Annotated in this window: 24 protein-coding genes; 19 read left to right on the top strand and 5 right to left on the bottom strand. The window is 71.5% G+C overall.

What is annotated here, in order from left to right; all coding sequences use genetic code 11:
- Positions 1–33 precede the first annotated feature (33 nt).
- From ygiD to HFP48_RS25135, 3 genes are all read right to left on the bottom strand, one after another.
- The gene (gene ygiD / locus HFP48_RS25145; RefSeq protein ID WP_029546506.1) at positions 34–876 is read right to left on the bottom strand and encodes a 4,5-DOPA dioxygenase extradiol; all 843 of its coding nucleotides are present in this window, start codon (positions 874–876) and stop codon (positions 34–36) included.
- A 25-nt stretch (positions 877–901) separates the two neighbouring features.
- Entirely contained in the window at positions 902–1,738 is an 837-nt protein-coding gene (locus tag HFP48_RS25140) for an alpha/beta hydrolase (RefSeq protein WP_072636487.1), read from the bottom strand.
- Positions 1,739–1,837: 99 nt separating this feature from the next.
- Entirely contained in the window at positions 1,838–2,740 is a 903-nt protein-coding gene (locus HFP48_RS25135; RefSeq protein WP_029546504.1) for a LysR family transcriptional regulator, read from the bottom strand.
- 143 nt (positions 2,741–2,883) lie between these two features.
- Here HFP48_RS25135 and HFP48_RS25130 point away from each other — a divergent pair, with 143 nt between their 5' ends.
- Together HFP48_RS25130 and HFP48_RS25125 are read left to right on the top strand one after the other, a co-directional pair.
- Complete coding sequence (locus tag HFP48_RS25130; RefSeq protein ID WP_029546503.1) at positions 2,884–4,251, top strand: NAD(P)/FAD-dependent oxidoreductase; 1,368 nt, start codon at positions 2,884–2,886, stop codon at positions 4,249–4,251.
- Positions 4,252–4,449: 198 nt separating this feature from the next.
- On the top strand, positions 4,450–5,202 hold the full coding sequence (locus HFP48_RS25125; RefSeq protein ID WP_168580238.1) for an isocitrate lyase/phosphoenolpyruvate mutase family protein: 753 nt from the start codon (positions 4,450–4,452) through the stop codon (positions 5,200–5,202).
- An 85-nt stretch (positions 5,203–5,287) separates the two neighbouring features.
- On the opposite strand, the gene HFP48_RS25120 is transcribed toward HFP48_RS25125, so the two are convergent.
- Positions 5,288–5,704, bottom strand: a complete 417-nt coding sequence (locus HFP48_RS25120; protein ID WP_168580237.1) for a VOC family protein — start codon at positions 5,702–5,704, stop codon at positions 5,288–5,290.
- A gap of 89 nt (positions 5,705–5,793) precedes the next feature.
- Between HFP48_RS25120 and HFP48_RS25115 the strand changes: the two genes are divergently transcribed.
- The 17 genes from HFP48_RS25115 (at position 5,794) to HFP48_RS25035 (ending at position 20,265) form a co-directional block, all read left to right on the top strand.
- Positions 5,794–6,777, top strand: coding sequence for a YafY family protein (locus tag HFP48_RS25115; RefSeq protein ID WP_168580236.1), 984 nt, complete (start codon positions 5,794–5,796; stop codon positions 6,775–6,777).
- Between the two features lie 262 nt (positions 6,778–7,039).
- Positions 7,040–7,576 (top strand): MarR family transcriptional regulator, encoded by a 537-nt coding sequence (locus HFP48_RS25110; protein WP_029546502.1) that lies wholly within the window; start codon positions 7,040–7,042, stop codon positions 7,574–7,576.
- Positions 7,577–7,832: 256 nt separating this feature from the next.
- A complete protein-coding gene (locus HFP48_RS25105) occupies positions 7,833–9,395 on the top strand; it encodes an aldehyde dehydrogenase (protein WP_044476066.1) in 1,563 nt (520 codons plus the stop codon).
- Positions 9,392–9,763: a RidA family protein gene (locus HFP48_RS25100; protein WP_006938326.1), complete on the top strand. Its 372-nt coding sequence runs from the start codon at positions 9,392–9,394 to the stop codon at positions 9,761–9,763. Before HFP48_RS25105 ends, HFP48_RS25100 begins: the two co-directional genes overlap by 4 nt.
- A 29-nt stretch (positions 9,764–9,792) precedes the next feature.
- Positions 9,793–10,311, top strand: coding sequence for a cupin domain-containing protein (locus tag HFP48_RS25095; RefSeq protein WP_006938328.1), 519 nt, complete (start codon positions 9,793–9,795; stop codon positions 10,309–10,311).
- A gap of 108 nt (positions 10,312–10,419) precedes the next feature.
- Positions 10,420–11,307: a PDR/VanB family oxidoreductase gene (locus tag HFP48_RS25090; RefSeq protein WP_065923362.1), complete on the top strand. Its 888-nt coding sequence runs from the start codon at positions 10,420–10,422 to the stop codon at positions 11,305–11,307.
- A 17-nt stretch (positions 11,308–11,324) separates the two neighbouring features.
- Complete coding sequence (locus tag HFP48_RS25085; protein ID WP_072636482.1) at positions 11,325–12,326, top strand: VOC family protein; 1,002 nt, start codon at positions 11,325–11,327, stop codon at positions 12,324–12,326.
- Positions 12,323–13,108: an alpha/beta hydrolase gene (locus tag HFP48_RS25080; protein ID WP_246872477.1), complete on the top strand. Its 786-nt coding sequence runs from the start codon at positions 12,323–12,325 to the stop codon at positions 13,106–13,108. Before HFP48_RS25085 ends, HFP48_RS25080 begins: the two co-directional genes overlap by 4 nt.
- Positions 13,108–13,845 (top strand): SDR family oxidoreductase, encoded by a 738-nt coding sequence (locus HFP48_RS25075; protein ID WP_029546497.1) that lies wholly within the window; start codon positions 13,108–13,110, stop codon positions 13,843–13,845. Before HFP48_RS25080 ends, HFP48_RS25075 begins: the two co-directional genes overlap by 1 nt.
- Positions 13,846–13,885: 40 nt before the next feature.
- Entirely contained in the window at positions 13,886–14,671 is a 786-nt protein-coding gene (locus HFP48_RS25070) for an SDR family oxidoreductase (protein ID WP_029546496.1), read from the top strand.
- A 31-nt stretch (positions 14,672–14,702) separates the two neighbouring features.
- Positions 14,703–16,388 carry a thiamine pyrophosphate-binding protein gene (locus HFP48_RS25065; protein WP_043802458.1) on the top strand — a complete coding sequence of 562 codons (1,686 nt, stop codon included), beginning with the start codon at positions 14,703–14,705 and terminating at the stop codon, positions 16,386–16,388.
- Positions 16,385–16,855 (top strand): hypothetical protein, encoded by a 471-nt coding sequence (locus HFP48_RS25060; RefSeq protein ID WP_050036047.1) that lies wholly within the window; start codon positions 16,385–16,387, stop codon positions 16,853–16,855. The genes HFP48_RS25065 and HFP48_RS25060 overlap by 4 nt, the downstream gene beginning before the upstream one ends.
- A complete protein-coding gene (locus tag HFP48_RS25055; protein ID WP_029546493.1) occupies positions 16,852–17,094 on the top strand; it encodes a recombinase-like helix-turn-helix domain-containing protein in 243 nt (80 codons plus the stop codon). The genes HFP48_RS25060 and HFP48_RS25055 overlap by 4 nt, the downstream gene beginning before the upstream one ends.
- Position 17,095: 1 nt before the next feature.
- Positions 17,096–18,193 carry a Rieske 2Fe-2S domain-containing protein gene (locus HFP48_RS25050; protein WP_029546492.1) on the top strand — a complete coding sequence of 366 codons (1,098 nt, stop codon included), beginning with the start codon at positions 17,096–17,098 and terminating at the stop codon, positions 18,191–18,193.
- 11 nt (positions 18,194–18,204) lie between these two features.
- Complete coding sequence (locus HFP48_RS25045) at positions 18,205–18,522, top strand: hypothetical protein (protein WP_043802519.1); 318 nt, start codon at positions 18,205–18,207, stop codon at positions 18,520–18,522.
- A complete protein-coding gene (locus tag HFP48_RS25040) occupies positions 18,519–18,923 on the top strand; it encodes a RidA family protein (RefSeq protein WP_029546490.1) in 405 nt (134 codons plus the stop codon). The genes HFP48_RS25045 and HFP48_RS25040 overlap by 4 nt, the downstream gene beginning before the upstream one ends.
- Before the next feature lie 52 nt (positions 18,924–18,975).
- Complete coding sequence (locus HFP48_RS25035) at positions 18,976–20,265, top strand: MFS transporter (protein WP_043802454.1); 1,290 nt, start codon at positions 18,976–18,978, stop codon at positions 20,263–20,265.
- 54 nt (positions 20,266–20,319) lie between these two features.
- Here the strand turns inward: HFP48_RS25035 and HFP48_RS25030 are convergent, their stop codons facing one another.
- Positions 20,320–21,528, bottom strand: a complete 1,209-nt coding sequence (locus HFP48_RS25030) for an acetyl-CoA C-acetyltransferase (RefSeq protein WP_168580235.1) — start codon at positions 21,526–21,528, stop codon at positions 20,320–20,322.
- Positions 21,529–21,544 lie beyond the last annotated feature (16 nt).

Here is a 21,544-nt window from a genome sequence, read left to right as displayed (position 1 = left end):
CGCGGTGTGACATTCGGCCGCGTGCCCGAGCAGTCAGGTATTGGTGTCGGACGGGTTTGGGGTGTCGGGGAACCCGGCGGACGGGGGGCCGTCCTCGCCGGCCGTGCACGTGACCCCGAGGGTGTAGGCGCTCATCGACAGCGATCCGTACGCGAAGCCGTCGACCAGGGGTTCGACGAGATCGTCGCCCACACCAGCCAGGCCCGCGAGGTACAACAGCGGGAGGAAGTGATCCGTGGTGGGGACCGCGTGCTCGAAGTCGGCGTGCCCGTCGAGACTCGCGACGCCGTCGGGGCGGTCCATGATCATGACCCGCGCCGCCGCGTCGAACCGGTGCGCCCAGTCGAACCCCTCGTCCGGGAGGCGCCGATCCATGCCGGCGAGGTTGTGCACGATGTTGCCGCTGGCCACGACGAGAACGCCCCGTTCGCGTAGCGGCGCGAGCTTCGCGCCGAGTTCGAGGTGGTAGTCGAAATCCTGGTAGGCGTTCAAGCTCAGCTGCACGACCGGCACGTCCGCGGCCGGGAAGGCGTGGGTGAGCACCGACCAGGTGCCGTGGTCGATGCCCCACGAGTCGACGTCCGCGCCGACCCAGGTCGGATGCACGACGTCGGCGATCTCCTCGGCCAGTTCGGGCAGCCCCGGCGCCGGGTACTGCACGTCGAACAGTTGCTGCTCGAAGCCGAAGAAGTCGTGGATCGTGCGCGGGCTGGGCATGGCGGTGACGGCGGTGGCGTTGATGAACCAGTGCGCCGAGATCGCGAGGATCGCACGCGGCGTGGGGACCGCGCGCCCGAACTCCCGCCACGCCCGGGTGTAGCGGTTCGCGTCGAGCGCGTTGCGGGGACTGCCGTGCCCGAGGAACGCGGCTGGCATGCGCGCGGACGGTTCGGCGGCCACGTCAGATGAGCCTCGGCCGGAGCCATTCCACGAGGTCGTCGAGGACCTGCTTCTTCTCCGGTTCGTTGAACACCTCGTGGTAGAGGCCGTCGTACAACTTCAGGGTCACGTCCGGCGACCCGACCCGCTCGGCGACGAGCCGGCTGCCGGCCGGGGCGGTCAACCGGTCCTCGGCGCCGTGCTGCAGCAGGACCGGCAGGTTCAGCGCAGGCAGCCGGTCGGGGAGGCTCTCCCCGGTGACGACGAGGGCCCGCGCGATGCCGGCGGGCACGAGCCCGTGGTGCACCAGCGGATCGGCTTCGTACGCGGCGACGACGTCGGGGTCGCGGGAGACGCCCGCGGAGTCGAGCTTTTGCACCGGTAGCTGCGGCAGCACGCGCCCGATGAGCTTGCCGAGTTCGACGACGACGCGCGGCGTGCCGGAGGTGACGTCGACCGCGGGGCCGGAGAGGACGAGGGCGGTGAGCTCGTCGGGGTGTTCGAGCGCGTAGGCCAGGGCGACGGCCCCGCCCATGGAGTGGCCGAGCAGGAACCGCGGCAGGCCGGGATTGTCGAAGGAGGCGATGCCGAACAGCCGGTTCACGTCGCCGGTGTACTCGGCCATCTCCCGCAGATATACGCGCCTGCCGCCGGAGCGGCCGTGCCCGCGGTGGTCGAGCGCGTACACCGTGAGGCCGAGATCGCCGAGGCGCTCGATCACGTGGTCGTATCTACGTGCGTGTTCGCCGAACCCGTGGCACAGCACGAGCACGCCGGTCGGGTCCCCGCCGGGCGACCACACGTCGTAGACGATGCGGGTGCCGTCGGCACTGGTGAACGAAGTCTCGGTTCGCTGCATGATCGCTCCTCACCGCGTGGATCCGCCGCCGGATCGGGTCATCCTTCCACGAAACGCCACCGGATCGGTGCGCATTGCGGCGACCGCGCGGCTGCGTGTTCAGTCCTCGGGTCCCGGCGGTGCCTCGCTGGTCATCGACCGTCGCAGCGCGAGGATCAGGCTCGACATCGCCGACGAGCGGGGCGCGTCGCTGCGGACCACGCCGCACACCGGGACGCTGAGGCGATTGCGCGCCTCGCGCATGTAGGCCAGGCCCGTCCGTGGGGTCTCCGCGGCGGTGCTCGGGTACAGGACCGTCCACGCCCGCGGATTGGTGATGACGTCGAGGGTGGCGGTGTGGTCGCTCGCGATCGACGGCCCGAGCTGCACCCGGCGTCCCACCGCGCGGAAGGCGTCCTCGATCACCGTGTGGATGAGCACCTGGCTGGGCCGGGGCGGCAGCAGCAGCGGGTAGGGCGCCAGGTCGCCGAGGTCGACGGTGGAGAACGCGGAAAGCGGGTGCCGGCTCGACGTGACGATGACCAGGTCCTCGATCCCCAGTTCCACGGTCTCGAGACCCGGGCGGTCGACGCCGCCGCGGATCAGGGCGACGTCGGCGTCGCCGCCGGCGACGGCGTCGATCCGGTCGGCGAAGCTCTTGATGACGAACTCGATGTCGATCGCCGGGTACTGCTCGCGGACGTGGGCGATGGCATCGAGGCTCTGGGACGCGAAGGTCATGTTCGCGGCGATGCGGATGCGGTTGCGCGGTTCGCGCGCCACCGCATACGCCTGCGCTTCGAGGCTGAGCACCTGCTGCGCGATGGGGACCAGCCGCGAACCGGCGGGGGTCAACCGCACCACCCGGGTGGACCGCTCGAACAGCGACGTATCGAGTTCCTTCTCGAGCCGGGTGATCTGGTGACTGATGGCGGACTGGGAGATGAAGCACTTCTGCGCGGCCTTGCTGAAGCTCAGCTCCTCGCTCACGGCGAGGAAGTAACGCAGCTGCCGGAAGTCCATGCCCCCAATCCTACTTATGAGCGATCGAGATAAGACTTCCGCGAATACGGCAGGTTGGTGGCCATCGGTCTGCCGTCTCCATACGGTGGTTGTCATACATCGACTTCAAGGTGGAGGTAGAGGTAATCGTGGGCAGCACAGCAGTGACCGATCGGACCGAGGTCGTCGTCGTCGGTTCGGGCTTCGGCGCGCTGGCAACGGCGAAGAAGCTCGCCAAGGCCGGGACGCCGTTCGTCCTGATTTCGGAGACCACCGAACATCTCTTCCAGCCCCTGCTGTACCAGGTCGCCACCGGCGTGCTCTCGGCCGGCGAGATCGCCCCGTCGATCCGCTCCATCCTCGCCAAGTACCCCAGCGCGGACGTCCGCCTCGGCCGGGTCGTGGACGTGCGGCCGGACGTGCACGAGGTCGACTACGTTGCCGGCGGCGTCGTCCACACCGTCGGGTACCGCTCGCTCGTCGCGGCGACGGGTGCGCGCCAGGCCTACTTCGGCCGCGACGAGTTCGAGAAGGTCACCTACGCCCTCAAGACCGTCGAGGACGCCGAGCGGCTGCGCCGGCAGATCCTGCGGTGCTTCGAGGAGGCGCACACCACCACCGACCCGGAGCGCCGCCGCAACCTGCTGAGCTTCGTGGTCATCGGTGCCGGCGCGACGGGCGTCGAGCTCGCCGGCCAGATCAAGGAACTCGCGGGCCGCTACTTCGAGCAGTCGTTCCACGACATCAGCGCCGACGACGTCTCCGTCACCCTCGTCGAGGGCGCGGGCGAGGCCCTCCCGGCCTTCGGTGGCAAGCTCAGCGAATACACCAAGCAGTCGCTGGAGAAGTCGGGTGTCGACGTCGTGCTCGGCACCTTCGTCACCGACATCGACGAGCACGGTGCCACGCTCAAGGCGGGCGACGAGGAGCGCCGGATCACCGCCGAGACGATCATCTGGTCGGCCGGCGTGCGCGCCAACGACTTCGCCGGAGTCCTCGCCGAGCGCACCGGTTGCGCCACCGACCGTGCGGGCCGGCTGCTGGTCAACCCGGACCTCACCGTGGGCGGCTACGCCGACGTGTACGCCATCGGCGACATGACGTCGCTGAACAACCTGCCCGGGCAGTCGCCCGTCGCGATGCAGGGCGGCCGCCACGTCGCGCGGACCATCCTCGGCAAGCAGCCGGTGGGCACCCGATTCAAGTACCGGGACAAGGGCAGCATGGCCATCATCAACCGCTTCCGCGCGATCACCCGCGTCGGAAAGATCGAGCTGAGCGGCTTCATCGCCTGGGTGCTGTGGCTGGCCGTGCACCTGGTCTACATGGTGGGCTTCCGCAACCGCTACGTCGCGGTGATGTCGTGGTTCGGATCCTTCCTCGGTCACCGGCGCCCGCACTTCCACTACGCGCAGGAGCAGCACCGGCTCGACGCCGATGTCCCCGACGACGTGACCGTCACCGCTGTACCTGCCCGGGTCGACCGCGCTCCCGAGAAGAAGCCGGAACCCGAGAAGGTCAGCGTCCGATAGGACGACTCGACGAGAACCGGGCCCCGTGCCGTTCACTGCGAACGGCACGGGGCCCGGTCTTCTCGCTGCCCCTGCCCCTGCCCCTGCCCCTGCCCCTGCCTCTGCCCCTGGCCTCTGCCGCGGCACCCGTCGCGCATCCGCACCCGGGTGGAGTGCGTTCGCCGGGAATGCCGGGGGACGTGTGTGGTTGGATGCGGCATGACGACTCTTGCCGAGAAGGCCGTAGCGCTGAAGTCTCTGCACGTTCCGGGTGACCCGGTGGTGCTGCCGACCGTGTGGGATGCCTGGTCGGCGAACCTGGCGGTGCAGGCCGGTTTCGCCGCGTTGACGATGGGCAGCCATCCGGTGGCCGACTCGGTCGGCAAGCCGGACAACGAGGGTATGACGTTCGAGGAGCTGCTGACCCGGGTCCGGCAGGTCACCGCAGCGGTCGACGTCCCGATCTCGGTGGATGTGGAGGCCGGTTACGGCGAGGCCCCCGCTCGGATCGTCGAGGGGCTGCTCGGGGCGGGCGCTGTCGGATTGAACGTCGAGGACACCGTGCACAGTGAGGGCGGCCGGCTGCGCGAGCCGGCCGAGCACGCCGAGTACGTGGCCGGGTTGCGTGCCGCCGCCGACGCCGCCGGTGTGCACCTGGTGGTCAACGCCCGCACCGACCTGTTCGTCAAGAAGATCGGTGACGAGCCCGACCGGGTGGACCGGGCGATCGACCGCCTGAAGCTGGCCGCAGATGCCGGCGCCGATGTGCTCTATCCGGTGGGCTTCCACAGCGACGAGGTCCAGCGGCGCCTGACGTCGGAGCTGCCGTTGCCGGTCAATGCGATCGCCCACCCGGCGAAGAACGATCTCGCGTCGCTCGCTGCTCTCGGCGTCGCCCGGATCAGCTTCGGGCCGCTGCTGCAGGCCACCCTGGCCGAGCGGGCGGGTGAGCTGCTGGGCCGGTGGCGCTGAACGATCGCGCAGCGCGCGTTCGCCGGCCGGGCGACTCCGCCGACGTCCCACTCCGCGCCGCTCGGCGACCTCCGACGATCGTCCGTCACGGCTCCGTCCGCGCCGCCAGCACGTCCAGGTAGTGCTGGTTGTACATCACGCCGAGCACGTTGCCGAACGGGTCGACCACCGAGGCGGTGACGAATCCGGGGCCGTGCTCGACCGGCTTGTCGTGCACCGTCGCGCCCATCGATTCGAGCCGCTCGAGGGCGGCCGCGGGATCGTCGACGTGCCAGTAGGTCGTCGCGGGGCCGGGCTGCCCGGGGCGCTCGTGGGCGACGAACCGCCCGTCGATGATCCCGAGTTCGTGCCCGTAGTCGCCGGTGCGGAACTCGAGGTATGCAAGCCTGCCCTCGACGGAGCGTCGGAAGTACGGCTCGACGCCGAGCAGTTCGGTGTACCAGGCACCGGCGGCCGTCAGGTCGTCGGCGAAGAAGCTGACGGTGGAGAGTCCTCGCAACATGGCTCGTTCCTTTCCTCGGGGGGTGTCGACATCCATCCTGCGGGCGAAAGCGCTCACCTTCCGAGCACTTTTCGTGAGACATTTCGGGGATGCGCGCCGACCGTCTCGTCGCCGTCCTGCTGCTCCTGCAGAGTCGTGGGCGGGTGACCGCCGCCGAGCTCGCCGCCGAACTCGAGGTGTCCGTGGCCACTGCTCGCCGCGACCTCGAGGCGCTGTCCGCGGCGGGGATCCCGGTGTATCCGCAGCCCGGACGCGGCGGTGGGTGGTCGCTCGTCGGCGGCGCCCGCACCGACCTCAGCGGGCTCTCGGCCGCCGAGGCGCAGGCACTGTTCCTGCTCGTCGGCCCCGCGGCGGCCGTCTCCGGTGAGGTCAAGACCGCCCTGCGCAAGCTGGTGCGGGCGCTGCCGTCGACGTTCCGGGCCGACGCCGAGGCCGCTGCGGACGCCACGATGATCGATTCCACCCGGTGGGGCGCGCGAGACCGGCACCGGCCCGAGACGGTCGATGTTCTGCAGGCCGCCGTCGTGCGGCGACGGAGAGTGCGCCTCGTCTACACCGACAGCGCGCGCGAGCGTAGTGAGCGGCTGGTGGACCCGTGGGGTCTCGTCGACAAGGACGACATCTGGTACCTGATCGCGGGGACCGATCGCGGCCAGCGCACCTTTCGCGTCGATCGGATCGTCCGGGCCGAACCGACCGACGAACCGGCCGCGCGCCCGGACGGCTTCGCGCTCGACGCCGCGTGGCGGCAGGTCGTCGGCGAGGTCGAGCAGCGGCGGTCACGTACCTGGGCGACCGTCCTGCTCGCGGCCCGGTTCGTGCCGATCCTGCGCGACCACTTCGGCCGGCACTGCCACGCCGCCGGCGAACTCGGCGACGGGCGCGTCCGGGTCCGCGTCGCCGCACCGACGCCGCTGGACATCGCTCGCACTCTCGCCGGCTGGGGCGCGATGATCGAGGTGACCGAACCGCCTTCCGTCCGGGCGGAACTCGCGCGGATCGGCGCGGAGCTCACCGGCCGCTACCGCGATCCGGAAAGCACCGGTGCGGCACCGGAACGGGACTGCCGGTAGATCCGGCTCGCGGAAGAGGTGCAGGTCTCCCCTGGTGGCGAGGATCCGGCGTGCCGTGCGGGTATTCGGTGACATGGACGATCGGCGGGTCGAATCGGCTTGTGCGAGAAGAAGTGACGTCGCCGGCGAACGGCGGCGATTCGTTCGGCGTCCCCTCCGTCCGGCACGCACGGCGCGGCCCGCCGTGCGTGGCCGGACGGGATCCCGGTCGTGCCGGGGGTAGACTCCCGGCATTGTGGGAGAGCCTGGGGATCGCGACGCCGTGGACGCCATCGTCGCGCATTGGGCCGTGGCCCGTCCCGAACTCGACGTGTCGGGGCTGAAGGTGTTCGGTCGTCTCCACCGGAGCTTCCTCGTCTACAAGTCCCGCATCGCGCCCACGTTCGAGGAGCACGGGATCAACGATTCGGGGTTCGACGTTCTCGCCTGCCTGCGCCGCGCCGTGCCGCATCATCGGCTCACCGCGGGGGAGCTGGCCGACCAGACGCTGGTCACCACCGGCGGGCTGTCGCTGCGCGTCAATCGGCTCGAGCAGGCGGGCCTGGTGACCCGATCGAAGGACAGTCAGGACGCCCGGGTGGTGTATGTCGAGCTCACACCCGCCGGTGCCGCGCTCGTCGACTCGGTCGCCGACGCGCACTTCGCCAAGTTGCGCGCGATGCTCGGCGACCTCGACACCGGCGAGCGCGAGACGCTGGCGCGCCTGCTCGCCCGTCTGGAGCACTCCGCCCGAGCGGCCGAGTTCGAGGACTCGGGCACCGGTGTGGGCGTGGACTCGGACGCCGATCGGCCGGTCTGACGCCGCAGTCGGGCGTCCGCCGAGAAAAATTTCGGGATCTCTATGGCGCCCGCCACACCGCTGTGACCTGCGTCTCCTCCGTTTCGGCCCCGTAAATCCGGCGTAACGAGCGGCTGATCTGGGCATTCTGCTATTGACCTCTTTGCGCTAAGACGATACAAATCTCTTAGTGCAAAGATATCGACTCGGCGCGCACCACCCTCCGGCTCCGCGAGCAGCGTGGTCCGCGTCCGTCCCGACCGAACGGACCTCCCTCATGCCCATTGCTTACGCGTCCCCTCTCCAGGTGGGACCCGCCGAGCACGAGCCCGAGTCCGTCGACACGGTCGACGAGATCCTCGTCGCCGGCCGATGGCAGCGTGGACTCGGTGAGTGCATCGAGTCCGTCGACCCCGCCACCGGCCGGGTCTTCGCGAGCCTGCACACCGCGACCGTCGACGACGTCGACCGGGCCGTCACCGAAGGTCTGCGCGCCGCCCGCGGCGGGTGGTCGGCACTGCTCCCGCACGAGCGTGCACGGGTCCTGCACCGCGTCGGCAACGCCCTCGACGACGAGGCCGAACGGGTGGCACGGCTCCAGACCCTCGACACCGGCAAGACACTGACCGAGACCCGGGCCCTGGTTGCCAGCGCCGCCAACACGTTTCGTTACACCGCGGCCGCACTCGAGACGATGGACTCCGCACTGACCACGCCCCGGGGGCCGTGGTTGACCATGTCGACGTACCAGCCGATGGGCGTCGTCGCCGCGATCACGCCGTGGAACTCACCGATCGCGTCCGACGCCCAGAAGATCGCCCCGGCCCTCGCCGCCGGCAACGCCGTCGTGAGCAAGCCGCCGGTGTGGGCGCCGTGGGTGACGCTGCGTCTCGCCCGCATCTGCGAGGCGGCCGGGCTGCCCGCGGGGGTGCTCTCGGTCCTGCCGGGATCCGGGCGCACCGTCGGCGAGGCGCTGGTCCGGCACCCGGACGTCGCCAAGGTCACCTTCACCGGCGGCACCGAAACCGGCCGTCACCTCGCGCATCTCGCCGCCGACAAGCTCATGCCGATCACGCTCGAACTCGGCGGTAAGTCCCCGACGATCGTGTTCGAGGACGCCGATCTCGAACAGGCCCTCGCCGGCGTCCTCTACGGCGTCTTCTCCTCGTCCGGGCAGAGCTGCATCGCCGGATCCCGGATCTTCGTCCACCGCAGCATCGCCGAGACCTTCACCGGCGAACTCGTCCGGCGCGCAGCGGCCCTGCGTCTCGGCCCCGGCACGGACCCGCGCACCCGGGTGGCTCCGATGGTCACCTTCGCGCACCGGGACCGGGTGGCCGCGATGGTCGACGACGCCGTCGCCGCCGGGGCCCGGGCGTTGTGCGGGGGCGCGATCCCGGCCGACGAACGGCTCTCGTCCGGCGCGTACTACCCGCCCACGGTGCTCACCGGAGCCGACAACGCCGCGACGATCTGCCGCGAGGAGGTCTTCGGTCCGGTGGCCGTCGTGCTGCCCTTCGACGACGAGGAGGACCTGATCGCGCAGGCGAACGACTCGGTATACGGGTTGGCCTGCGGCATCTGGACCTCCGACTACCGGCGGGCGTGGCGCGTGGCCGGCGCGGTGAAGGCGGGCACCGTCTGGATCAACACCTACAAGCAGTTCAGCATCTCGACGCCCTTCACCGGTCTCGGCGACAGCGGTCTCGGCACCGAGAAGGGACGCGAGGGCATCCGCCAGTACTGCGATCAGAAGAGCATCTACCTCGACCTGTCCGGCGAACCGATCGCCTGGGCCACCCCCGACCCGACAGAAACCCGAAAGGACTTTTCCCGGTGACCGATTCGATTACCGCGACCCACGACCGCACCGCCCACCCGTACAGCCCCGCCTACGCCGTCGCCGGCTTCGGGTTCGTCTCCGGCGCCCTGTCGGTCGACGAGCACGGAATCGCCGTCGACGGTACGACCCCCGCCCTCGACGCCGCGATCGCCCGCCTCGGCGAGCGCCTCGCGACCATCGGCATGACCCTGGCCGACGTCGTCAAGACCACGTACTTCGTGACCGACGTGACGCTCCGCGACGAGGCGAACCGCCACTACGAGAAGGTCTTCGCCGAGCCCCGGCCCGCCCGCTCGTTCGTCGAGGTCGCCGCCCTGCCCTACGGCGCCACCGTCGAGATCGAAGCCGTCGCGCATCGCGCCTGAACCCCCACCGCACGAAAGGACCCACCGTCATGGCCGCACCCGAGAAGACCACCGTCGACCTCGAAGCCCTCATCGACTCCTGCATCGCAAGCCGCGACAGCCGCTACGAGGACTGGGACACCCTCGGCTTCCAGGCCGCCAAGGGCGGAGATCGCTTCAAGCGTGCCCAGATCCGCTACATCGGCTCCGGTGCCACCGGCAACCACGAGGGCGACGCCCGCACGCTGCCCGCCGAGCACTTCACCCTGTCCAACATGCGGCTGCCCGCCGGTGCGGTCGGCCCCGAGCACACCCACCACGACGTCGAAGAGGTGTTCTTCGTGCTCGAGGGTGAGCTCGAGGTCGCGGTCCACGACGTCGAGGACGGCACCCGGAAGGCCGTCCGCCGGCTCGGCTACCGCGACATGATCCGCGTTCCCGCCGGCGTGCCGCGCAGCCTCGCGAACGTGGGCGACACCGACGCCCTGTTCTGCGTGATCATCGGCGCCGCGAAGCCGCAGCTGCCCACCTACCCGCCGAGCTCGGAGATGTACGGCGTCACCCGCTGACGCCGCCGAGAAGACCCTCCACCGACAGGGAGATCACCGATGGAGCAGTCCGTCCGACGTCGCCTCCGCGTCCACCAGAAGACCTGGGAGGCAGACGGAGTCACCAGCGTGACGTTCGTCGATCCGACCGGTGCGCCGTTGCCGCAGTGGCAGCCGGGCGCGCATCTCGCCCTGCACCTGCCGAACGGTGTGGTGCGCGAGTACTCGCTGTGCTCGGATCCGCGGGACACCACGCGCTGGACGGTCGCCGTGCTGCGCGCCGAGCGCTCCCGCGGGGGCAGCGCCTACGTGCACGAGTCGCTGCAGATCGGCGCGGAGATCGACGTCGACGGACCGCGCAGCGCCTTCGCCCTCGACGCCGCCGCGACCGACCACGTCCTCGTGGCCGGCGGCATCGGCATCACCCCGATCGTCGCGATGATGCGGGAGCTGCGGGCGACGGGACGGCCGTGGCGCCTGCTCTACGCCGGACGCTCCCGGCGGGCCATGGCGTTCGTCGACGAGATCGCCGCCCATCCCGCCGAGCAGGTGACCGTCCACGCCGACGACGAGGCCGGGGGCCTGCCGGACCTCGCCGGGCTGCTGTCCGGCCTGCCGCCGACCGCCGTCGTCTACTGCTGTGGTCCCGCCCCCCTCATGGACGCGGTAGCCGCGACCGTCCCGGACCCCGGTCAGGTGCGCACCGAACGGTTCGCGGCCCCGGAACCGGCGCCGCGCCAGGGGGAGGACACCGCCTTCGACGTGATCGTCGAGAGCACCGGCCGCCGCATCCCGGTGCCGCCGACCGTGTCGGTGCTCGACGCCCTCGCCGCCGCCGGTGTGCCCGTACCCAGCTCGTGCACCGAAGGCATCTGCGGGACGTGCGAGGTCGGGGTGATCAAGGGCGACGTGGACCACCGCGACTTCCTGCTCACCGAGTCCGAACACGCCGCCGGATCGACGATGTTCCCGTGCGTGTCCCGTTGCCGCTCCGCCGAACTCGTACTGGATCTGTGAGAAGGGAACCGGAACGCATGTACCACCACCAACTTCCGCGCTACAGCGACTCGCCCGTCTGCCGGCTGCGCGCCCTGCGCTCGGTGACCCTCTCGGTGCCGGACCCCGCCGCGTCGCGGGACTTCTACCACGAGGCCTGGGGACTGACGACCGTCGATGCCGACGGCGACCGATTCTGGCTGCGCGCCACCGGACCCGAGCATCACGTGCTCGCGGTCGAACGGGCCGACGTCAACGCGCTGGGACGGATCAGCTTCGCCCTCGCCACCCCGCGCGAGGTCGACGACGCCGCACTGGCCCTCGACCGGCTCGGCATCCCGCTGCTGCGCACGCCGGGCCCGCTCGACGACGCCGGGGGCGGCTACGGCCTGCAACTGGTCGATCCGGAGGGGCGGTGCCTCGAGTTGTCGGCCGACACCCACGCGGTGACCGAGCAGGAACCGGCCGGCCGCCGGGCCATCCCCCGCAAGATCGCCCACGTCGTGCTCAACACGACCGACATCGAACGCACCACCGCCTTCTACACGCAGGTGCTCGGCATGCGGGTCTCCGACTGGTCGGAACGGCAGATGTCCTTCCTCCGCTGCAACTCCGACCACCACGTCATTGCGCTCAACCGGGCGTCGTGGCCCTCGCTCAACCATGTGGCGTACGAGATGCAGAGCCTCGATCACTTCATGCGCGGCATCGGCGGGCTCCGGGCGCACGGCATCGCGCCGCAGTGGGGCCCGGGCCGGCACGGCCCCGGCGACAACACCTTCTCCTACTTCACCGACCCCGCGGGCCTGGTGTGCGAGTACACCTCCGAGGTCGCCCAGATCGACGAGGACGCCTGGCTGTGCCGCACGTGGAAGCGCACACCGGAACTGTCCGACCAGTGGGGGACGGCCGGGCCACCCACCACGACCGTGCGCGCCGCCATGGCCGGCAGCCCCGACCCGGGTCACCGCGACCGCGTCGAGGCCCGCGACGCCGACTACTTCTACGGGGCCGGCCTCGCGGCCGGAGCGCCGTCGTGACCGCGGACGCCGCGGTGACCGGGCACCTGCACGTCGAGCGGCTCGGGACGGGGGAGCCGGTGCTCCTGCTGCACGGCATCGGCGGCAACGCGAACTCGTGTGCACCGCTCGCGGCGGAACTCGCCGCCCGCGGACACGCGACGTACCGGCTCGACGCCGCGGGGTACGGCCGCTCCGCCGACCCGGTCGACGTCCGGCACGACCACGCGACGGACGTCCTGGACGTCCTCGACGACATCGACCCGGTCCGGCCCGTGCACCTGGTGGGCACGTCGTGGGGCGGAGTCGTCGCACTCGAGGCCGCGCGGCGCCGGCCCGACCGGGTGCGCACGCTCGTCCTCGCCGACAGCACCCGGGGCTCGGGCACGTCGCCCGAACGCGCCGCCGCCATGCGCGACCGTGTCCGCGCCCTGCGCGAGGCCGGCGCCGACCGGTTCGCGGCGGAGCGGGCACCGAAACTCACGGCGCCCGGAGCGCCCGTCGCCGTCCGCTCACGCGTCGCCGCCGACATGGCCGCCGTGCGCCTCGCCGGATACGCGGCGGCCGCGGAAGCCATGGCGACCACCGACCACGGGCCCATCCTGCCCACCCTGACCGTCCCCACCCTGGTCCTCGTCGGCGAACACGACGTCGTCACCGGCGTCGCCGAATCGCAGCTCCTGGCGGACGCGATCCCCGGGGCACGGCTCGTCGTCGTCGCCGATGCGGGTCACGCGGCGATCCAGGAGCAGCCCCGCACGGTCGCCTGCGAACTCGTCCGATTCTGGGAAGGAGCCGCGTGATGAGCGGAACCGTCGTGGTGACCGGGGCCGGCCGCGGCCTCGGCTACTGCATCGCCGAGCGGTTGTGTGCCGACGGACGCCGGGTGGTGATCGCCGAGCGCAACGCGGACACCGCCGAGGGCGCCGCCCGTGCCCTGCGCGAACGCGGCGGCGACGCGATCGCGGTGGTCACGGACATCGCGGATGCCGGCTCCGTGCGCGCTCTCGCGTCGCGACTGGCGGACGAGGGGCCGCTGACGGGCCTGGTCAACAACGCGGCCATCGCCGACGGCGTCGGCGGGGACGCGTTCTGGGAACTGTCCGAGAGCGAATTCGACCGCATCACCTCGGTCAACGTGCGCGGCACCTGGATGGTGACCAAGCACCTGTGGCCGCTGCTCGCCGCCAACCGGGGCGCGATCGTGAACATGGCGTCCGACGTGGCCTTCTACGGATCGCCCCGGCTGATCCACTACGTCGCCTCCAAGGGCGCCGTCGTCGCGATGACCCGTTCGATGGCCCGGGACGCCGGCCCGCACGGGGTGCGGGTCAACGCCGTGGCCCCCGGGCTCGTCCGGGTCGAGGCCACCGAATCCGTTCCCGCCGCCCGCTATGCCACCTACGCGCAGGGCCGCGCCCTCCCGCGTGACCAGACCCCCGAGGACGTCGCCGGGGTCGTCCGGTTCCTCCTGTCGGAGGACGCCGCCTTCGTCACCGGCCAGACCGTCGTCGTCGACGGCGGATTCGTCCTGAACTGACCTGCTCGCCCGGCGAGCACCCGAACCCCACGGAGATCCCATGGACCTGCACCTCACCGGACGCACGGTGATCGTCACCGGCGCGAGTTCCGGTGTCGGCCTCGCCACCGCCCGGATGCTCGCCGCCGAAGGCGCCCGAGTGGCACTGTGCGCGCGGGACCTCGACCGCCTGCGCGCCGCCGCCGGCACGTTGGCGGCCGACCCGGCCGATGTCCTCACCGTCGCGTGCGACGTCACCGACCGGAACTCCGTGCAGGCCTTCGCCGATGCGGTCGTCGACCGGTTCGGGGGGATCGACGGGGTGGTGTGCAACGCCGGGCGCTCGCTGATGTCGACGCTCACCGACACCACCGACGAGCAGATCCGGGACGAGTTCGAACTCAAGATCTTCGGCGCGCTGCATCTGATCCGCGCGGCACGGCCGGCGCTCGCGAAGTCCGATGCGGCCTCCGTGGTGATCGTCAACGCGATCCTCGCGCGGCAACCCGAGTTGCGGCTCGCCGTCACCTCGGCGGCCCGTGCCGGACTGCTCAACCTGGCGCAGTCCCTGTCCGGGGAACTCGCACCCGACGGCATCCGCGTCAACTCCGTGCTGCTCGGCCTCGTCGACACCGGTCAGTGGCAGCGCCGCCACGCCGAATCCGGCGACGGCCGCGCCTTCGACGAGTGGAGCGCCGAGATCGCCGCCGACCGCGGGATCGGACTGGGCCGCTTCGGAATCGCGGACGAGGTCGCCTTCCCCGTCACCACCCTGCTCTCACCCCGCAACAGCTACGTGACCGGCGCGACCGTCGACGTCGGCGGCGGTGTCGGGCGCTACGTCTGACCCGCCAGTGGTCATCTGCATCGGAGGAAACATGGACACCCCCTCATCCGCGCCGGGTCGGCGCGCCACCGGCGGCGACGTCCTCGTGTCGGTCATGCGCCGGCACGGCATCGACACCGCGTTCGGCGTCGTCAGCATCCACAACCTTCCCCTCGTCGAGGCCGTCGCCCGCGACCTGAACTTCGTCGAGGTGCGGCACGAGGCCGCCGCGGTCAACGCCGCGGACGGGTACGCCCGCGCCTCGGGCCGCATCGGCGTGGCGCTGACGAGCACCGGCACCGGCGCCGGCAACGCCGCCGGATCGATGATCGAGGCCCTCACCGCCGGCAGCCGCGTCCTGCACGTGACCGGCCAGATCGAAAGCGAATACCTCACGCCCGAACCGGCCGCGTCGAGCCGCGGCGTGATCCACGAATTTCCCCGGCAACGGCAGATGCTCGACGCCGTCTCCCGGTACGCGGCGACGATCACCGACGCCAAGGACGCCGAGGCGGAACTCGAGGCCGCGATCGCCCGCATCCTGTCGGCACCGCAGGGACCCGCCAGCGTCGAATGGCCCACCGACCTGCAGTATCTGGCGTCGCCGGACGAACAGCGAGCGGCGGAGGCCCGGATCGCACAGCCACCGGCCCCCAATGCTGCTGCGCTGGAGCGCGCCGCCGCGGTGCTCGCCTCCGCCGAGCGGCCCCTGCTGTGGCTCGGTGGGGGCGCCGCCGGCGCCGGCGACGAACTGCGCGCCCTCGCCCACCGGCTCGGGGCGGGGATTCTCACCAGCAACTCCGGACGGGGCATCGTGTCCGAGGACGACGACCTCGTCGTCGGGAACTTCGCGGCGTCCCCCGAGGTCGCCGGGCTCCTCGCCGACGCCGACGTCCTGCTCGCCGTCGGAACCCACTTCCGGTCCAACGAGACCAAGAGCTACCACCTCACGCTGCCTGCGACGCAGGTGCAGATCGACATCGATCCCGCCGCGATCGGCCGGGTGTATCCGGCCACGGTCGGAATCGTCGCCGACGCCCGCACGGCACTGCGCGGCATCCTCGACGCGCTCGACGGCACCGTCCGGCGCGACGAGTGGGCGGCCCGGGTTCAGGCGGCACGGAAGCGCAGCCGGGCCGCGCTCACCGCATACATCGGCGGCTACGCCGAGATCTGCGAGGGCATGCGCCGCGTGCTGCCCCGCCGGTCGGTGGTCGCCCGCGACGTGACGATCCCGTCCAGCCAGTGGGGCAACCGCCTGCTGCCGTTCTACGAGCGCGAGACCAACATCTTCCCGCTCGGCGGCGGCATCGGGCAGGGCCTCGCCATGGGGCTCGGCGCGGCCCATGCCCGCCGGGACGTTCCGACGGTCGTGATGGCCGGGGATGGGGGTCTGGCCGTGCACCTCGGCGAGCTGGCCTCGCTCGCCGGGTCCGACGCCTGGTGCGTCGTGCTGGTGTTCAACGACGGCGGCTACGGCGTTCTCCGGAACATGCAGGAGGCCAACGGATTCCGTCGGTCCGGGGTGGACCTGCACACGCCGCGGTTCGATCTGCTCGCCGCCTCGATGGGCATGCCGTACACCCTCGTGCAGCGGCCCGGCGTCTTCGAGTCCGCGTTCGGGGAGGCGATCGCGACGCGCCGGCCCGCGCTGGTCGAGGTCGACGTGACCGCCCTCGACCCGCAGCCCGGACCGTTCGTGCCACCGGTGCACGTGCCGACGGGAGGTGCCCGATGACCCCGCGGATTCGCGCCGAGGCGGCCTGGTGGACCGACGGGCAGGCCGCCGCCGCGCTGCGCGACGGCCGCGCGGTGCACCTGTACGCCGCGGGCGCCGACGCCGAACCCGCCCTGCGCGCGGCCGATCGTCACGGCGACCTGCTGCGCAGCCTGATCCTGGCCGATCCCGCGTGCGACGTCGACGCCGTCGCCGGCCTCCTCGGCCGGATCACCGTCCCCACGCTGGTGGTGGCCTCCGCTCTCGGCGACGACACCGATCTGTCCGTACCGCAGCGGCTCGCGGGCGAGATCGACAACGGAGTCTTCGTCGTCGTCGACGGATGTCCGGCGCCCGTCCACCTCACCCGGCCCGAGTCCTTCACGGAATGGGCGAGCGCCTTCGCCGCCATCGCCGAGGGACTCGCCGCCCGCTACCGGTCCGGGCTCGCCGCCCCCACCCCCCACATCGAAGGAGTTCTCGCGTGAACCGCACTGCGACGGCACGATTCACAGAACCGTACCTGGAACCACGACAGACCCATCCCGATCCGCTGACCCCCTACGAGGACAAGCTCGCCGGGTCACTCATGGAGATCTTCGGGACCGGCACCCACGACCTGCCCGGTGTCGTCGAGGGACTCAACGGCCTGGGCCTGCACGGCCCCGACGGCCGGCCCTGGACCGAGGACACCTTCCGCGCCGAAATGCGACGACTGGGGAGATGACATGACCACCTTCGAGACTGCACAGACCACCACCAGCGGCGCCCCGCGCCCGGCCGGACCGCGGTTCGCCGTCGGCACCCGCCGGCCGATGGACGCCGACGAGATCGCGGCGACCGGCCTGCGCGACCGCTGGTACCCGATCCTTCCGTCGCGCATGGTCGAACCGGGCGCGATGGTCAAGGTCACCCGCCTCGGTGTGGACTGGCTGCTGTTCCGCGACGCCCGGGGCGCGGTCCACATGCTCGAGGACCGGTGCCCGCACCGCAGCGCCCCGCTGTCGGTGGGGCAGCATCTCGGTGACCGCGTCGCCTGCCTGTACCACGGCGTGCAGGTCGACGGAACCGGCACCGTCGTCTCCGTGCCCGGCATGCCCGGGTGCGCGCTCGAGGGCAAACGCGCGACCGCCTCGCTGTCGGTGGTCGAGGCCGCCGACACGATCTTCGCGTTCGTGCCCCTGACCCACGACTCCGTGCCGACGCCGTTCGTCCTGCCGGACCGGCTCGCGGACGAGGAGGTGTCGTGGTTCCCCAACTACGCGGAGTGGGCCGGGCCGTGGCGCTTCTACATGGACAACGTGCTCGACCCGATGCACGGGGCCTTCCTGCACCGCAACTCGCACTCGATGTTCGGCGGCGACACCTCGGCGCGGTTCCGGATCCGCGAGACCGACCGCGGGTTCTTCTTCGAGAAGACCGACCAGCGCGGCGTGAACTTCGACTGGGTCGAGTTCGTGCGCGGATCGATGGACTACGTGGACCTCGAGATCCCCTACGCTCCCAATGCCGGTCCCGGCGGCGTGTTCGGCATCGTCGGCATGTGCACCCCGATCGACCGGGACCACTCCGCCATCTTCCACTGGCGCACCCGGCGGGTGTCGGGCTGGGAACGGGAGGCGTGGCGCTTCCTGTACCGGACCCGGCTCGAGGAACGGCACTGGGAGGTGCTCGAACAGGACCGTGCCGTCCTGGAGGCGCTGGCCGCGGATGCCGACGTCGAGGAACACCTCTACCAGCACGACCTCGGTGTCTCCCGGATCCGCCGGATCTACCGGGCCGACGCGAAGCAGCAGGCGGCGGTGCTCGCGGGAGTGCCGGCGTGAGCGGCGGGACCATGATGCTCACCGTGGTCCTGCGGCACGATCAGAGCCGGAACCTCGAACAGTTGCAGGGCCGGCTCGACGACGCGGACTGGTGGCACGGGTTCCCGCCCGAGGGGTGCGAGGTCGTCTCGTGGGTGGTCGCGATGGGGATCGGGCAGATCGTGACCTTGCGGCTGCCCGCCGATCGGCTGGCCGCCGTCAACGTCGAACTCGAGCGCCGCGCGTGGGGCGTGTTCCGCACCGAGTGCTACCCGACTTACGACTTCGTGCCGGTGCGGGAGCGGCTGACCCGCGAATCCGACGAACGTCGCGGCGCGGTGCTCCGATGACCCGGGTGGGACACCCGGCCGTCCCGGAGCCGCCGCGGCCGGACATGTTCAGCAACGCCCGCGTCGTCGGCCGGCACTTCTTCGTCTCCGGCATGCACGCCGGCACCCCCGACGGTCCCGTCGGCGGTGCCGACGTCTACCGCCAGGCGCGGGAGGCGTTCCGACGCACCCGCGCGCTGGTGGAAGCCTGCGGCGCGCAGGTCGACGACATCCTCGCGCTGCGCATCTACGTCACGGACATCGGAGCCAAGGCCGCCGTCGGGCGGGCCCGCGCCGAGATGTTCCGCGGCGATTTCCCGTGCTCGACCCTGGTCGCGGTGTCGGCCCTGGTCGAGGACGGCCTCAGCGTCGAGGTCGAAGCACAGGGAATCATCTCGGCGGCCGCGACGGCGGACGCGTAACCTTCTGATTCGACGCCCCTGGCAGGGCATCGACCGACCCGAGGACGCCACCATGCGCGGACCCAACACCACATCGTCCACTTCCCGAACCGACGAGGCAGCGCCGAACTGGCCCGTCCTCGTCCTGACCTTCGTCGCCGTCGTCCTCGACGGTTACGACACGATCGCCCTGGGCCTGTCGGTCCCGGCGCTCGCGAAGGACTGGGACGTCGCCCCGTCCCACTTCACCCCCGCACTGTCCCTGACCAGCGTCGGCGTGGCACTCGGTTACCTCGCCTGCGGCCGGATCGTCGCACGGTTCGGCGCCCGGCGCGTCGTGCTGGCCGCGGTGGTGGTGTTCACCGTCGGCTCGCTGCTGACCGCGTTCGCGTCGACGATCACCGAACTCACCGCCCTGCGCGTGCTGACCGGCCTCGGCCTCGGTGCGGTCCTGCCGGCGGCCGTCTCCCACGCGACGGCCCTCAATCCCGCCCGGCTGCGGCAGTCGATCGCCGTGTTCGTCACCATGGGCATCTCCCTCGGTGCGCTGATCGCCGGGGTGCTGGGCACGCGCCTGATCGGCGCGTTCGGCTGGGAATCGGTGTTCCTCGTCGGCGCCGCGGCCTCGGCCGTCCTGTTGCCGCTGCTGTGGATCGGCCTCCCCGACGGACGCGCCGCCGTCGGCGAGCCCGCGCCGGCCGCCGCCGCGACCGCGTCGGCGGTGCGCGAGGCGTCCGTCGCGCGCCTGTTCGATCCGGGGCTGCGGAGCCGCACGCTGCTGCTGTGGGGCTTCTCGTTCCTGATGTTCACCGTGTACTACGTCTTCTCGTCGTGGTTGCCGACGCTGCTGACGAGCTACGGGTTCTCGGCTGGGCTGGCACCGTTGGGCTCGGCCGCGCTCGGGGTCGGCAGCATCGTCGGTGCGGCGGTCCTCATGATCGGTGCGCTGCGGTTCCGGATGTCGTCGGTGCTCCTGGTCACCACGTCGCTGGCGATCGTCTTCCTCGTCGTGTCCGCGTTCCTCGGTCCCGACAAGGTGCTCTTGCTGATCGTGTTCGGCGGCGTGGGTCTCGGCATCCAGGCCGGCATGATCGGTCAGACCGCGCTGTCGGTGTCGATGTACCCGCAGGGGACTGCGACGACCGCGGTCGGCTGGTCCGCGTCCATGGGACGGCTCGGCTCGGTCGTCGGCCCGGTGGTGGGCGGCGCGCTCATCGGCCTCGGCGTCCCGACCGGCACCATCGTGCTGGTGGCGTGCGTTCCGGTCCTGGCCGCCCTGGTCCTCATCGCGGTGCTCGGCTGGATCACCGCTCCGAAGACCCTCTCGAAGTCGGCACCGCCGGCCGTGCCCGCAGGCCGCTGACGCGGCCGGTGTGTCCTTCGGGCTGCTGGAACAGCCCGAAGGACACACGGGCGTTTACGCCCTCTCGAACACCGCGGCCAGGCCCTGGCCGCCGCCGATGCACATCGTCTCGAGGCCGTAGCGGCCCTCGCGGCGGTCGAGCTCGCGCAGCAGGGTGGCGAGGATGCGGCCGCCGGTCGCGCCGACGGGGTGGCCGAGCGAGATGCCCGACCCGTGGGGGTTCAGGCGCGCATCGTCGGGCTCGAGGCCCCAGCTGCGGGTCACGGCGAGGGTCTGCGCGGCGAACGCCTCGTTGAGCTCGATCACGTCCAAGTCCGCCAGGCTCAGGCCGAGGCGGCCGAGGGCCTTCTCCGTGGCCGGGACCGGGCCGATGCCCATGGTGCGCGGCGGCACCCCGGCCACCGCCCAGCTCGCCAGCCGGGCCAGCGGGCGCAGGCCCAGCTGCTCGGCCTTCTCGGCGGTGGTGACGATCGCCAGCGCGGCACCGTCGTTCTGACCGCTGGCGTTGCCGGCGGTGACGGTCGATTCCGGGTCGATCCTGCCGCGGATCGGGCGCAGCTTGGCGAGGGATTCGACGCTGGTGTCGGCGCGCGGATGCTCGTCGGTGTCGACGACGAGCGGATCACCCTTGCGCTGGGGCACGGCCACCGGGACGATCTCCTGCGCGAACACGCCGTCCTTCTGCGCGGCCACGGCGCGCTGGTGCGACTGGACCGCCAGGGCGTCCTGGTCGGCGCGGCTGATGGCGAACTCGGCGCGCAGGTTCTCGGCCGTTTCGATCATGCCGCCCGGCACGGGGAAGTCGCGGCCGCCGGCGGTGACCCGGGCGCGGGCCAGACGATCGGACAGGGCCACGGCCTCACCCTTGACACCCCAGCGCATGCCGGTGGCGTAGAACTCGGCCTGGCTCATGGACTCGGCACCACCCGCGAGGATCAGGTCGCTGCCGCCGGACTGGACCTGCATGACGGCCTGCAGGACGGCCTGCAGCCCCGAGCCGCAGCGCCGGTCGACCTGCTGGCCCGGAACCTCCACGCCGAGACCGGCGTTGAGGGCGGCGACGCGGCCGAGGGCGGGAGCTTCCCCGTTGGGCGAGGCCTGGCCGAGGATCACGTCGTCGACGTCGGAGCCGGAGATACCGGTGCGGGCGACGAGCTCGCGAATCACGGTGGCGGCGAGGTCTTCCGGTGCGACGTCCTTCAGGACGCCACCGAAGCGGCCGACGGGGGTACGGAGGGGTTCGCAGATCACTACGTCGCGCATGGCAGTTTCCTTGTCG

Source organism: Rhodococcus sp. DMU1, assembly GCF_012272955.1.
In the GTDB taxonomy this organism is placed as follows: domain Bacteria; phylum Actinomycetota; class Actinomycetes; order Mycobacteriales; family Mycobacteriaceae; genus Rhodococcus; species Rhodococcus aetherivorans.
The sequence above is the reverse complement of the archived record's forward strand: the minus strand, read 5'-3'. Positions and strand labels throughout refer to the sequence as shown.

Bases quoted from the DNA above. Each gene is read 5' to 3' on its own strand.
- ygiD (WP_029546506.1), bottom strand. From the start codon at position 876: ATGCCAGCCGCGTTCCTCGGGCACGGCAGTCCCCGCAACGCGCTCGAC.
- HFP48_RS25120 (WP_168580237.1), bottom strand. From the start codon at position 5,704: ATGTTGCGAGGACTCTCCACCGTCAGCTTCTTCGCCGACGACCTGACG.
- HFP48_RS25135 (WP_029546504.1), bottom strand. From the start codon at position 2,740: ATGGACTTCCGGCAGCTGCGTTACTTCCTCGCCGTGAGCGAGGAGCTG.
- HFP48_RS25140 (WP_072636487.1), bottom strand. From the start codon at position 1,738: ATGCAGCGAACCGAGACTTCGTTCACCAGTGCCGACGGCACCCGCATC.
- HFP48_RS25045 (WP_043802519.1), top strand. From the start codon at position 18,205: ATGATGCTCACCGTGGTCCTGCGGCACGATCAGAGCCGGAACCTCGAA.
- HFP48_RS25105 (WP_044476066.1), top strand. From the start codon at position 7,833: ATGCCCATTGCTTACGCGTCCCCTCTCCAGGTGGGACCCGCCGAGCAC.
- HFP48_RS25060 (WP_050036047.1), top strand. From the start codon at position 16,385: ATGACCCCGCGGATTCGCGCCGAGGCGGCCTGGTGGACCGACGGGCAG.
- HFP48_RS25070 (WP_029546496.1), top strand. From the start codon at position 13,886: ATGGACCTGCACCTCACCGGACGCACGGTGATCGTCACCGGCGCGAGT.
- HFP48_RS25040 (WP_029546490.1), top strand. From the start codon at position 18,519: ATGACCCGGGTGGGACACCCGGCCGTCCCGGAGCCGCCGCGGCCGGAC.
- HFP48_RS25095 (WP_006938328.1), top strand. From the start codon at position 9,793: ATGGCCGCACCCGAGAAGACCACCGTCGACCTCGAAGCCCTCATCGAC.
- HFP48_RS25050 (WP_029546492.1), top strand. From the start codon at position 17,096: ATGACCACCTTCGAGACTGCACAGACCACCACCAGCGGCGCCCCGCGC.
- HFP48_RS25085 (WP_072636482.1), top strand. From the start codon at position 11,325: ATGTACCACCACCAACTTCCGCGCTACAGCGACTCGCCCGTCTGCCGG.
- HFP48_RS25065 (WP_043802458.1), top strand. From the start codon at position 14,703: ATGGACACCCCCTCATCCGCGCCGGGTCGGCGCGCCACCGGCGGCGAC.
- HFP48_RS25030 (WP_168580235.1), bottom strand. From the start codon at position 21,528: ATGCGCGACGTAGTGATCTGCGAACCCCTCCGTACCCCCGTCGGCCGC.
- HFP48_RS25125 (WP_168580238.1), top strand. From the start codon at position 4,450: ATGACGACTCTTGCCGAGAAGGCCGTAGCGCTGAAGTCTCTGCACGTT.
- HFP48_RS25035 (WP_043802454.1), top strand. From the start codon at position 18,976: ATGCGCGGACCCAACACCACATCGTCCACTTCCCGAACCGACGAGGCA.
- HFP48_RS25115 (WP_168580236.1), top strand. From the start codon at position 5,794: ATGCGCGCCGACCGTCTCGTCGCCGTCCTGCTGCTCCTGCAGAGTCGT.
- HFP48_RS25075 (WP_029546497.1), top strand. From the start codon at position 13,108: ATGAGCGGAACCGTCGTGGTGACCGGGGCCGGCCGCGGCCTCGGCTAC.